This window comes from Microbacterium sp. BWR-S6Y, from assembly GCF_041379845.1.
In the GTDB taxonomy this organism is placed as follows: Bacteria; Actinomycetota; Actinomycetes; order Actinomycetales; family Microbacteriaceae; genus Microbacterium; species Microbacterium hydrothermale.
In genome coordinates, this window is sequence record NZ_JBFECV010000005.1 from 1 (window position 1) to 12,660 (window position 12,660).

Below are 12,660 nucleotides of genomic sequence, written 5' to 3' on the forward strand. Positions count from 1 at the left end.
ATGAGGGCCTCCTGGTTCGTGAAGCGGTTGAACTCAACAGCTCCACTTCACAACCGGAGGCCCTCGCTTTTTAGCTCCTCATAGCCGTGTCGCCGAAACAACGTCCCTGGACATCACAGCTAGCCGACGTCAGCGCGGGCCTGTGGAAGATCGAGCGAATCATTCGACGAGAGATCCGCCAGCGCGCTGTGACCGCGTGGGGTGGAAGTTGGCGGCAGCAATGTCTGAACGCAGGCCTCACCGAAAAGGTGTTGGAGCGCGCGACGGAAGAGGCATACCTCGCTGCGACCTCTATCAAGCACCTTCGAGATCCGCTCGAATGGCTCTCGCTTGGGGAATTGCTGCAACTGAAGGACAGGACGGAGATCGGAGACCTCGGCCTCAACGCCGCCTTCTGGCGTCGCTTCGGCGCACAGATCATGCCCATACGCAACCGCCTCGCCCACATGCGCACGCTCCGGCCGGACGACGCAACCAACGTGGTCAAGTGGCAGCGCGTCCTGGAACTCCGACTGCTGGAATCTGGGGGTAGCGCCGTCAATTGAGGCGATGATCACAGCGGCGGCAGCCATCGCGGAAGCACGCTGGATCCTGCGGATCTCGCTGTCGTTGTGTCGAGGCAGAACCTGCACGTGCTCCTGCCCTCGTTTGGGTCGGACGGCGAGGGGCTCGACGACGCGATCATGGAGAAGTTCTGGTCGTCGATGCAGACTGAGCTGCTGAACCGGAAGAAGCGGAAGACCAGAGTCGAGCTCCGACGCGTAGGAATCCGCCATTTGTTGTGGAATCGGAGCAGGGTATCACTGCCATCTACCCTGGAATCCTGGCATTCTTCGCCATCTCGACCGGGAACCTACAGGGCTGTAGGTTTTTCTAAGTTGTCCATTTCGCAGATGAAATGTCCACGGTGTGTCCATCTGGACATTTATGCATCCAAGTGGCCCCGCAAAGAGCGATCGCCCGCGGCGTGAGCTCACTCCGAGAAGGATTTCTCGATGAGTTCCATGCCAGCGCGGACTGAAGTGACCTGGCCAAGCTGTCGGCCTTCGTCGTCGATCACATCGAAGCTTTGCCCGCGCCCGGGCCGCAGCTCCCCAGCCGGGGAACTTGTCGAGTTCCAATAGACATTGTGAATTCGGGTCCGGAGATTCAGCGAGGTGTGCAGGCTCCCATGGGTGACTCGGCCAGGCACGCTGACCGATGCCCGGCCAGCTCTCGGTGGGTGGCTCTCGGTCGCCGGCGGCTTGCCGGACTCCGCGCTCGAACTTGCTGAAGTGGTCCGATGCGCGATGAAGGTCGCTTTCAACGCCGTTGTCAGTGCCCCCAACACCAGACCGATTAGCAGGACGATCCAGTCCCGCCCCGTGAGCTGTTGTGTGGCAACGAAGAAGATGATGCCGAGTACGAGCGCAGCGGCGGTGAGGAAGCCGAAGAACCAACTCCACCTGCTACTCGACGGTATCTCCTTCGCCCTGTGCCGGAGCAACATCTGCACTGAGCGATAACAGGCGGTCCGCTTCGGTGGCGATCTCTTGAAGCTCGCCAGCGGCCGACGTGCGGGTGCTCTCAGTGTTCAAGATCTGATCTTGGGAAGCACGGATCTCGTCGAGGAGCTTGTTGAGCGGGGGATCAATGATTGCTGCCAGCTCGCGCCGTGCGTCGGAAGCGATCTTGTCTGCATGCCCCATGATTTCGGTCACGAGCGCGGAACGCTGGCGCTCGCTTTGGATCTGAGCGGCTCGCGCTTCGCGCTCGTTCTTCCAGACTTCGTATCCCGCTGTCCCCGCCGAGATGACGAAACCACCGACTTTCGCTGCCTTCCCGATCTTGTCGGCGATCTTCAGCGCCTGCCAGGGCTTGAACTTGTAACCGAACGTGTGGCCAACGTCCTTGACCAGCTTGTGTCCGAGTGACCCGGAAGCCTGCTTGAGTCCGTCGCCGGCACCCCACCAGCCCTGTCCGCGCTTGATGAGATCACCGATTTTCTGCCAGTCCACCGCGATCGCTGCTCCTGCTTGGCTACTAGTCGCGGACGTGTCAGCACGGACTTGATCGGGAGCATCGAGCGAGACCGCTCCTGACGGCCGGAGCAAGAGGTCGAGCCGGTTGCTCTCGCCAATCTCAAGCAGCTCTTCGGATAGCGTGTCGAACTCGGAACCGGCGAGCTGGTTGATCCGTTCAGCGAACTCTGTGGCGTGACGTTCGAGAGACTCGATGAGACGAGCCTCTGCGGCTTCGAGCACCGTGCGAGCCTGAGCTTCGTCATCGGGCAGCGTCGACGCGGTGTCGACGAACCCTACGACATCCACGAGGCAGTCGCGCTTGAACTCGGCGTCGACTCTCGCGAAGCTCTGGTCAAGCATGAAGCGCCGCTGAGAGATCGCTCGGGCCTGGGAGGTAAGCAATGCGAGGGCAGCGCGAGAGGTGTCGTCTTGCGCGAACAGTCCCTGCGCTTCATCACACAGTTGACGGACCAGATGGAGAGGTTGACGCAGTCTGGCGAGACCACCTCTCTCGGCACTTACTCGGTTGATGGTCGCCCGCAGATCGTCGATTCGAGACCTCTGCCTGAACGCGTCGGCGTTCTTGCCACCTTCGAGGCCGCGCATGTAGTCGACAGAGTCGACTTCGACAATGGGCAGGTTAAACGTGACGGTACCGAGCGCGTCTTGAACTGCCTGTTCTCGCACGCCGTCCGCTGCGGAGCGCTTGCTCGTCTGCGTGATGACGACGATCATCTGCCCATGCATCTGGAGCCCATTCGCCAGACGCCGCAGGAAGTCGCGAGACGCATCGTCGAAGAGGTTGACGGTGACGACGAACAAGATGAAGTCAGCATTGCCAATCGCATCCATTGCGAGTTCGTCGTGGCGCCGCAGGCCTGACTGCACGCCGGGAGTGTCGACGAGGACAACGGCGCCGTCCCACTCGTACTCGGTAACTTCGCCAGTTGCGATATCTGCGTCGATATCGGGCTGCACCGCACCGTCGGTAAGTGCCTTGATGAGACTGGATTTTCCGCTGCTGTACTGACCGGTCAGGACCATGCGTGGCTTATCTGCCTGGTCGATCGTCGCCCGGGTGAGCAAAGCGGACGCTGCGTCGCCGGGCACATCGCGCAGGGCGGCTCGTAGCCTCGTCACCAACACCTGCGTTTGCTCCAGCAGTTCGTGGATGAGGACATTCGTCACGATCCGCCTCCTTGGGTGTTCTCGCTGATGGCCATTCTGACTCCCGTGTGTGCCAAGGCCAGCGACTGCCACGCTTCTCGAGTGCCGCGGGCCAGGGGATGGGTGAGTTCGACGCTCACTTCTTGCTCGTTCCAGCCGTGGATCGCTACTTCACCAGCAGTCAGGTTTCGAATCAGTTGGACGGCGCTGGCGGATGGAGACGCGGACGTCGCCGTCGGCAGAACTCGCTCTGCGTCTTCTGGGATTGGGAAGAGGACCAACTCACTGAACTCAGGTTCGGGCAGTTCTACAGCCATGCCTGCGCCACGCCAACGAGTCGCGCGCGTGAGAGCGAATGCCGCGCGTCCCCGCCCCATAATCCGTAGAAGCTCACGAGCGATCTCGACATCGATCCGGGCGAGGATGGGTTCCAACTCAGCGGTGATGGTGTGGTTGAGGGTTCGCGCAGTCTGCTCCAGCGTGTCGAGCTCCAAGGAGTGGCGTGCCTTCTCGCCCTCGACGGCCAACTGCCACGCCGCTCGAACATCGTGGCCCGCCCGCAGGAGCTGGTCACCGACCCGCACAAGAAGCGGCGACAGCTGGCTACGCACACTCTCCCGCCGACGTTCACGAACATCGGCGGCACTTCGGAAGACCTTGTCACCGATCCAATCGATACCGCGGTTGAGGCCGAGGAGTCCAGTCAACAGGCCGATGATCGCGCCGAGGCCGAGACCGATGGCATTACCCAGACCCGGCCCCAACGCGGTGCCCGCAATCGCGCCGATCTTCGCGCCAAGGATGGTCGTGCCGACAGTAACGGCGAATCTGCCTCCGACCTTCACCAGACGGTTTCCCCAGATCGCTCCGCGACCGCCGAGATCTCTGAAGCCGCCAACGTCAATCTGGGCCCAGTCGTCAGCGACGTCGACGGCGATTCGCTTCAGATCACGTTCCAGACGGTCGCCAACGTCCGCGGCATGTGTCTCAATCTCTTCCCTGAGTGCCGCGATCTCGGTAGCCCACTCGGCGTTGATCCGCTTGTCGCTCAGGCCGACATCAACGCGTTCGATCCACCGCTCGCGACGGGCGAGAGCAGCCGTGAACGCGGCCACAAGCTCGGCGTGCGCATCGGTGACCCGACGATCGGCACGCCGCTTGAAGTCGTCGCGGCTACCTTGAGCAGCGGCCGCCATCGCGGTGGCGGCCTCGACGGCCGCGGCTGCCGCACCGGCGGCATCGAGTAGCGCACCACGAAGGAAGTCTCCAATGCTCGCAGTCCTTCGCACCTCCGCCGTTCGGTCGTTCTGCTCTTGAATCTCGGTGAGAAGACGATCAACACGGCTCGCCTGGCGCAACTCGGCTGACTCGGCGGGCTGGAGTTGGCCGGCCAGCGACAGTAGCGCAGCCTGGGCATGAATCGTCACCGCAGAGACATACCGACCACCGGCGCGCGCAAGGTGGCGGACAATCGGCTTCAGGTTGCCGAGAGTGTCGCCGCCAAAGATGAGCTCCGGCTCCTCCAGCAGATCGGCCCGATCCAGCTCGTGCGTGACGTCGCGGAGGCAATTGAGCGCCACCACGATTGGCTTGCCATAGTCGGCGAGCTGCTGCAGAGCGCGACCGGTTTGCTCCTGTGTAGCCTCGTTTGTTGCGACCCAGAGAATGAGGTCCGCATCGCCGACCTGGCTGAACGCCTCGACGTAGTCTTCATCCCCATCCATAGCCCCGACACCGGGCGTGTCAACGATCTCTATGTCGTGGTCGAGGATCATCCCGGTGTGCGTCTCCCGAGTCGTTCGCTGGCCGCCCTGACCGACGCTGGTGCCATTGCCTCCGGTGAGGAACTCGAACAGTGTGCTCTTGCCAGCCATCGTGCGCCCCATCAGCACGATCCGGAACGGGCGATGCACGTCACGACCTTGCAGTCGCAGACAGGCCTGCGAGATCCGCTCAGTCGCGTCCCTCAGAGGGAAGACGACGCTGGCACGCAGCTCGTGTCGCTCGGGCGACTCGAACTGCGGGGCGAGCGCATCGGCCGTGCGTGCGAGGGTGCGCTCCGCGGCACGGGCGAGCTCAATCAATTCCGTCCTCAGCGCGGCTGGTGAGGCGAGCTCTGATTGGTCGGCACCAAAGAGTTGTTGCCTCGCGCCTTCGTTACCAGTCGCTCTCGGTTGGCTCGGGAGGATGATCATCAGCGACCTCGTCAGGTCGCGGACTTCGATATGGGAGCGCGTCCGAGCAGCGACTCGAAATTGCCAGCGCGGGCAGTCGCTTCGACGATGCGATCCACGAGCTTCGGACGGTACACGAACTGCTTGAACGCGGGAGAGTAGACGCAATAGCCGTCCGACTTGGGGAGCTGCTCTTTCGAGCCGCTCTTGGCCGGACCGATCTCCCAAGCCTTCCGCACGATGGTGAAGTCGTTGACGCCGAAGACGAACGGAATACGCGCCATCACGGCATCCGCTGCAGCCTTCGGCAACATCTCGTCGCCGTGTACAGCTTCGCGATACTTCTCAGCGACAATCACGCTGCCTTGCTGCCCGAGCAGTGCCTGCAGCTCCTCCTCACTGAGCTCATCCTGGCGCACAAAGTTCAGCGCGAGATCTGCCTCAGTCTTCGGCCCTTTCATAGGGAGGAGGAGTAGTCGGTACGCGAACCGTTCGTCACTACGCACTTCGTCCGTGAGGCTGCTCTGGAACTCGGTGATGAACGTGGAGACCGTTGCGGGGAGACCCCGCCGCAAGTCTCGCTGCTCCTCGTAGCGTGACGGGCTCAGAGACTGGACGAAGACGGGGAACTTCAGTTCGGTGCCGAGGGTCTCGGACGCACCGAATCGCCGAACGAGTTCGGTCTCGAAGTTGATGATGCATGCGTGCGCTTCCGCCGCGGTAGCAACGAGCACCGAGTCCTGGAATCGATGCTCAACGCGATTGCGCAGTCCAATGAAGAACTCGACGTTCGCCCTGATCGGGTCGTTGTCCTTGAACTCGTGCTTGACGCATTGGCTGAGGTCCCACGTCTTCTTCGAACCGTCGGGGTTGCGCTTGAACAGGCGACGGCCGCCAGACTCGCGATAGAAGATCTCGGCCTTGCGTTTTATCCGGTCGGCGTGGAGGAGGTTCTGCCACGCGAGATGGATGTGCACGATGAAGTCGCCGAAGCTGCGACGGTCACCAGGTCGGTTGTAGAAGTCGATCGCGACCAGCGCCTGCCGACGCGCCTCGTCGAGCGTGTACCTCCACGCAGGTGGTCGTGCCATCTGATTAGCTCAGCTCGAAGCCGGAGCTCGGGTCGAACTTGAGCACGCGTGCGTTCTCGGAGATCGTCCGCACCTCACTCTCGTCGAAACCGTCGCTCTTGCTCGCCTGGATGTCGATGGTGATCTCGAGCTTCGCGCCGGCGCCCGCGAGTCGATCGATGATCTCGCGGGTCACGTTGCCGATGTCCCTCGAGTACCGATCTGGGTCGACCTTCACAGAGCCGAAGTAGCGACTCGGTCGTCGCGGGGCGGCGAAGTCTTCGTTCGTCGTCGACGACTCGTCCCCCCCATCATCGACACGGACGATGTCGATCGGGCCTACCTCCGCGGCACACTCCTCAGCCGCGCGCGCAGCAGCCTCACGAGCCGCGGCGATGCGATCGGCGGACGCCTGCTCGTCAGCCTTGTTCCAGTCCACGAGGAGCGTGCTGTCGGTGACCTGGATCGCGGTGTTGTGCGCCGGCGGCACGATCAGCCCGCGGTAGCGATCAGCCTCGGTGTCCTTCGCCGTTGCGATCGCGAACTTCTCGCCGTCGACGAGCACGGAGTTCAGCGAGCGCTCGATCGCGGAGTCGAGGGTCTCGCGGCGAACGAGGCGCGGTAGGTAGACGTACCGGGTGAAGTAGCCCCACAGCTCGCCAACGCTGATCTCGCCCTTGTCGCGCCACAGCTGCCCCAGCTCCTGGTGCAGTGTGGCACCGAGGATTGGCGCACCAAGTTCGGTGACGAGCTGATCGTCGCGAGACAGCTTCGCGGCGACGCGCTCGGCGAGCGAGCGGCCGCTCGAGTCCGGCACCTTGTCGGTGATCAGCTCGAACGGCTTGGTGGCGTCAAACTGTTCGGGGTAGACCGCCCACACGAAGGTGTCGCGGATTCGATCCGAGACGGTCCGATCCAGGCGCGTGACCCAGTCGTCGGTCTGCTTGCGCTGCTGCACCGACAGGTTGAGGCTCTCACTGGTCGCCTGCACGCGCTTCCACGCGAGGTAGCTGCGCGCGGCCGCCTCCAGGCTTTCCAGTTCGCTCTTGTCGGCGACAAGGAAGACGAGAGTGTTGCGGTGTACGCGCTGGCTTGCGCCCTTGGTCTCGATCGCGTCGCGTACCCACTGGTGTGCTGAGGAGTCGGCGCCGTCCGACTTCCGCCGCGAATGGCGCGGGTGGACGATTACCAGTCGCGCGTCTTCGAGGTCCGGGATGTCGGCGCTCGATGCCGGCGCGACGTGCGCCCGATCGAAGACACCGCGCGCCCGTTCCTCGCTGCGAAGTCGCTCGGTGATCTCGTTCCACACGGTCTCGACGTCTTCGCGGAGTCGCTCGGCATAGTCGTTCGCAGTCTTCGTCACCGACGGTTGAGTGTCGAACCAGTAGTGACCCTGCTCCTCGTAGAAGTACGTCGACCGCTGCGCGAGCAACTCGATCGCACTGCCGAAGTTGCCGAGCGTGTCACCGGGAGCCGCGGTTCCGAGCCAAACATACTGCTTGTCCAGGCCCTTCCGTGATGCCTTGATCCGCGGGGCGGCACCCATGAAGATCGTTCGCGCGATCCGCTGCGTCACGAACCGCTGCCCCAGATTGGGGCGGTCGAGGTCGATCTGTTGCGCCATCGACCCCGGGCCGTCGATGTCCGAGTCGATGATGGGCTTCCACTGGTCCTCAAGGTACTGGGTGAGGTCCGTGTTGACGGTCGTCGCCTCTAGTGGCACGTTGCCGGGGAGGATCAGCGGAGAAGTGTCGTTGGAGGCCCACAACTCGTGCACGATCGACGACACGAGCTTGAGCACACCGCGCGTGCGCTGGAACCGCTCCAGCGTGGACCAGTCCTCGTAGAGACGGTCCAGCAACTCGGGGTGCAGCGGGTACGACGCCCGGATGCGCTGCTCATAGTCGTCACTCGGGGCCGCGGCATCGCGCGGAAACAGAGCAGTGTTGCTCCGATACAGGGTGACAAAGCTGCGCGCCACGGCGGAGATCGTGGTCAGGCCCTCCGCATTCGGCGCCTGGAAGAGACGGCGGCGAACGATCTCGAAGGACTCGTCTTTGCTCGACGGCCTCCACTGGTCCGCGACACGACGGATCACGTTCTGCAGCCGTTCCAGCGCGAGCTGACCGTTTGCACCACCGATCTCGATGTCGCTTCCGCTACCCGCATCACCGGTGTCGGATGCCGGGATCGAGACGACGAGCATCGCACCAGGCACCGACCGAACGACTTCGGTCAGCGACTGCGCGAATGTGAACTGCGTCTCGAACGAGCCAGACGGAAGCTCCTTGTCCGTGACGAGTTGCCGCGCGTACGCGACCCACTCATCGATGAGGATCAGCGCTGGTGAGTACTTCGCGATCAGCGTGCGCAGCGCCTCGCCCGGGTTCGTCCCGGCACGGTCGTCCTCAGCGATCAGGTCGTAGGCCTCGCGGCCGCCGAGCTGCCAGGCGAGCTCCCCCCAGAGCGTGCGGACCTCGGTCCCGTCATCCTTGATGAGCGGTGATCCCGCCTTCAAGTACGTGCCGACAAGCGCGACGCGCTTCACTCCCAGCGCAGCGAGATCCGGGTTCCCGGTCTCGGCGATGAGCTCCTGCAGCTCCTGCGGGAAGTCCTTCGCAGGCGTGCCGCTGAACAGGTGGTATAGGGCGAGCATCGAGTGGGTCTTGCCGCCACCGAAGTTGGTCTGCAGGTTGACGACCGGGCTCGCGTTGCCGTCCCCGCCGCCCACGCGTCGGAGCGCGCGCGACAGCAGATCCCGCAGACCCTCCGTGAGGTATGTGCGAGTGAAGAACTCGACCGGGTCCCCGTACTCGGGGCTCGTCGCCTGACCGGTTCGCACGAGATGCAGATCCGCAGCGAACTCGGACGCCGTGAACTCTCCGCGCGCGACATCATCATGCGGGCGGATCACCTCACGCCACGGCCGCAACCCCGAACCCGGGTCGAGGGTCACTGTCGTCCGCTTGACCTGCTTGCGCGTCTGATCCTCGAAGACAGTGCGCTGCAGGTCGATCCGGAGCTTGCGGACGTCCTCGGCAGAGTCCACCGCTCCGACGGCATGAAGCAGTCGCTCGATCGTGTCGAGCGCGCGCGCCGCGTCATCAGAACTGAACGGCTCGTTGTGCGCCCACAGATTGCGCGTCTCGCGCAGTTCTGACCCGAACCCCTGCTGCGCACGCGACAGCACGTCCTTGAAGCGGTAGCCCTGCTCGGTGATCGCGCGAAGCTGCACTTGCACATCGTGCTTAGTAAGCGTTCGAGCCGGCCCACCCCGGCGCTGTGCGTCCTCTTGCGCCCACGCGGCGGGCCACTCCAACGTGCCGTATGCGGCAGTCATCACCTCGTCGACAGAATCCAGCAGACCCTCCGACAACAGGTCGAAGGCCCTACCTACGCGATCACGGTTGTTCATCGCCATCGAACTCAGTCCCCATCCTCATCGAAGTCGAACGCCTGCTGAACGGCTCGCGGTGACCCGGCGTGCTTCCGCGCCTGCTCATTCACGTCACCCCACGCACTCACCAGCCCGTTGAAGAGAATCGCGTCTTTGGTGTCGCGCTTCTTCTCTGCCTCGTGGAAGAGCAGAAATCCCAGCTCCTTCACCGCGTCGAGATTCACCCGCGTCTGAACTGAATGGAGCAGGGAAGCGACCTGATCGGCTCCATGCTTCGCCATCACCGCCGCGAGGCGCACCGTCACCTCCCAGACGCTGACGCGCTCGTCGGCGCCCACATCCCACGCGTCCTCCAGCTGAGTGGGCGGAAGAAGGCGGGCTTTGCCGCCTTTCGCCTCGAAGATGCCACCTCGCTCAAGCGCTCCAATCGACGTGTCAGATGAGCGTGCGAGCTGGTCAGCGATGCCAGAGTTCTCCTGCCCCCACCCGTACTGGCGGTACCACTTGGCGGCGAAGCGTGTATCCGGATCGAAGTCTGACTCTTGCTCTCCGATCACCTCATCAAGGGTTGCATTGACGAGGAGAAGTGCATCCTTCACGCTCATATCCGAGCCGTCAGCCTCCCGTACCCGCGCGTAGCGGGAGAATACGGAGACGCCGGGACCAATCGCTGCTTGGGCGAGGTCTACGGGGGCGATCGCGCCCTGCATCAGTGTGCGAAGCGCGTCGGGGAGCTCCGCCTTCAGCGCGGCGATGAACGCCCGACGTGTTGTCGCGGGCGCATCTGTGGGGCGCGGGCGGCATGCCAGGACTATCGACGAGGCCAGGGCATTCGTGCCAACACTGATCATCCGTCCGCCGCGTTCGCTACGCATGGGCCAAGTCGCGGTGATCTCCCATCCCGTGCTGATTAGTCCGTCGAGCAGCGTGTGCCACCCGGTCGATGACGTCCCCGTGTCTCGCGTGTCCTGCTGTTTGTATGCGTAGTAGACGGCGAGCGGAACTGCGGTGTTAGCGCTGTCTCGAATGTGGCTGAAGACGGAGTTGAAGCCACTCACAAAGAACTGTTCGGCACCAGACTGGCCGCCGTGACGATACGGATTCGCCACCAGTTCATCGGTTTTCGGCGTCAGCATCGTTCCTACCGTTCGACTGTGGACGTCCCGGAGTGCACGCCTCAGCCACACGTAGAAGAAGTCTGACAAGTCGGAATAGCCGATGTTGTCGTAGTAGGGCGGATCGGTGGAAACGGCGAGAGAGGAATAGTCCCGTGCCATAGCGTCGGCCTGGATCGCTTCACCAGCGACGCCGGCCGGTAGACGGTCGATTGCCTTTGCAGCAGTCTCGACTGAAATGCCCACATCCCCAGCGGCACGAGCGAACGGATTGACCTCGACGTAATCCCAAGCCATTGGGATCGCCTGTCTCGCAAAGAGATTGCGAGCTTGATCGCGACCGTTGGACCACGTGACAAGGCTGTTGCCCAAGTCGGCTGTGCGGCTGGTGGCGAGAGCAAGGTAGGTCGCAATCGCATCGGCGTACGCTTCCGCGTCCGCGCCCCCATCTTGTAGTCGGTCACCCGCAGGCATTCCGCCATCACGAGCGTCGCGCAGGGCCCGCGACCGCGCCTCGCCTACCAGGTCACTCAACGAAACCAGCGCGGTCAGTTGACGATTGGTAAACAGATCTGCCCACGTGGTCATGCCGTAGTTCGGCGTCTTGAAGTCCCGGGGATTCTTCGGAAGGTCACCCTCCGGGACGTCGTCGGGCCGATCGATCCGCGCGGCTCGTATCTGGTCCAGACTGGGCGTGAGGTAGACCCGTCCACGGTCACTCTCGGCAACGACGGCGATGAGGTGCGCGCCCATTCTTTTGGCGCGGCCCTGTTCGCGGATGTAGTTGAGCGTCAGAGGTGTGCCGTCGCCGACAGCAAGTCCGCCCTTTCGGCCGACCGTACCATCGGAGTCATCCGACGGCCCATTCGCGTCACGGCGCACTTCGTAACGAACCTCGCCGCCGACTACGCGGGCATCCACCCAGGCCTCACTGCCCTTCTTCTTGCTCAGCCACCATGAGCGAACGAGGGGGACCTCAATAGGGTTGGCCGGGTTCGGGCTCCTGACGGTTCGCGCCCAAATCCATGCGATGACGGTGTGTTCAACTCCGTCGGGGCTGGTCGCCTTCGGGTACAGGTGTCCGATGCGTCGCTCTGCTTCGTTGCGCATCCATTCGCCATAGGCTCGCACATCTTCAGCGAGACCCTCCGCGTGACTCCAGCCATTGCGTGTCTCGGCGCGGCCGGGGAAGATCGGTGCGCGACCAGCGAACTTCGGGGGGATCTCAATGAGTGCTTTGTTAATCAGCACCGCAAGCGGGTTGAGGTCGCTTGCGTGCGCCTCGAGTCCGAGCCGCTGAGCTTCCAATGGGATGGCCCCGCCGCCTGCAAACGGATCGAGGACGGCTGGTAGCTGCCCATTGTTGCTCTTGCGGATCTCGGTTCGTGCCTGACTCAGCAGAGTCTCGTCATTGCTGTTCTCCCAGACAACCAGCTGCTCGAGAAGCCGGTGAAGACGAGCGCGCTCGGCATCCTGCTCCTCAACGGTAGGGAACTCTTCAGGCCGCGAGGCGGGGTCATCCACAAGCTGTGCAAACAGAACTGCGCGTGCTGCCGCAAGCGGCCGGCGCGCCCAGTACAGGTGCAGGGTCGAAGGATGCCCATGCCGGATGGACTTCTCTCGCGATGCCTCGGCGTTGATGGCCTCGAGCGGCAGAGACGTCTCGATGAGCTTCTTCTTGGGTGTCGCGTTCACTAGGCGTCTCTCGTGGGCTGGTTGGTCGTCTCGATCGGG

The 12,660-nt window shown here is 63.3% G+C and carries 7 protein-coding genes and 1 pseudogene; 2 read left to right on the forward strand and 6 right to left on the reverse strand.

What is annotated here, in order from left to right:
• Nucleotides 1–86: 86 nt before the first annotated feature.
• Together AB1K56_RS11735 and AB1K56_RS11740 are read left to right on the forward strand one after the other, a co-directional pair.
• A complete protein-coding gene (locus tag AB1K56_RS11735; protein ID WP_371205788.1) occupies nucleotides 87–545 on the forward strand; it encodes a hypothetical protein in 459 nt (152 codons plus the stop codon).
• A gap of 90 nt (nucleotides 546–635) precedes the next feature.
• Nucleotides 636–797 (forward strand): annotated as a pseudogene (locus tag AB1K56_RS11740) (IS3 family transposase); the annotation flags it as partial.
• A gap of 176 nt (nucleotides 798–973) precedes the next feature.
• Here the strand turns inward: AB1K56_RS11740 and AB1K56_RS11745 are convergent.
• From AB1K56_RS11745 to AB1K56_RS11770, 6 genes are read right to left on the reverse strand one after another with little or no spacing between them, the layout of a single operon-like run.
• Nucleotides 974–1,495 (reverse strand): hypothetical protein, encoded by a 522-nt coding sequence (locus AB1K56_RS11745; RefSeq protein WP_371205789.1) that lies wholly within the window; start codon nucleotides 1,493–1,495, stop codon nucleotides 974–976.
• Nucleotides 1,449–3,191: a dynamin family protein gene (locus AB1K56_RS11750; RefSeq protein WP_371205790.1), complete on the reverse strand. Its 1,743-nt coding sequence runs from the start codon at nucleotides 3,189–3,191 to the stop codon at nucleotides 1,449–1,451. Before AB1K56_RS11750 ends, AB1K56_RS11745 begins: the two co-directional genes overlap by 47 nt.
• Complete coding sequence (locus AB1K56_RS11755) at nucleotides 3,188–5,365, reverse strand: GTPase domain-containing protein (RefSeq protein WP_371205791.1); 2,178 nt, start codon at nucleotides 5,363–5,365, stop codon at nucleotides 3,188–3,190. The genes AB1K56_RS11750 and AB1K56_RS11755 overlap by 4 nt, the downstream gene beginning before the upstream one ends.
• A gap of 11 nt (nucleotides 5,366–5,376) precedes the next feature.
• Nucleotides 5,377–6,435 carry a DUF3644 domain-containing protein gene (locus AB1K56_RS11760; RefSeq protein WP_371205792.1) on the reverse strand — a complete coding sequence of 353 codons (1,059 nt, stop codon included), beginning with the start codon at nucleotides 6,433–6,435 and terminating at the stop codon, nucleotides 5,377–5,379.
• 4 nt (nucleotides 6,436–6,439) lie between these two features.
• Complete coding sequence (locus AB1K56_RS11765) at nucleotides 6,440–9,835, reverse strand: DUF499 domain-containing protein (RefSeq protein WP_371205793.1); 3,396 nt, start codon at nucleotides 9,833–9,835, stop codon at nucleotides 6,440–6,442.
• Between the two features lie 5 nt (nucleotides 9,836–9,840).
• Entirely contained in the window at nucleotides 9,841–12,621 is a 2,781-nt protein-coding gene (locus AB1K56_RS11770) for a DUF1156 domain-containing protein (protein WP_371205794.1), read from the reverse strand.
• Nucleotides 12,622–12,660: the final 39 nt, after the last annotated feature.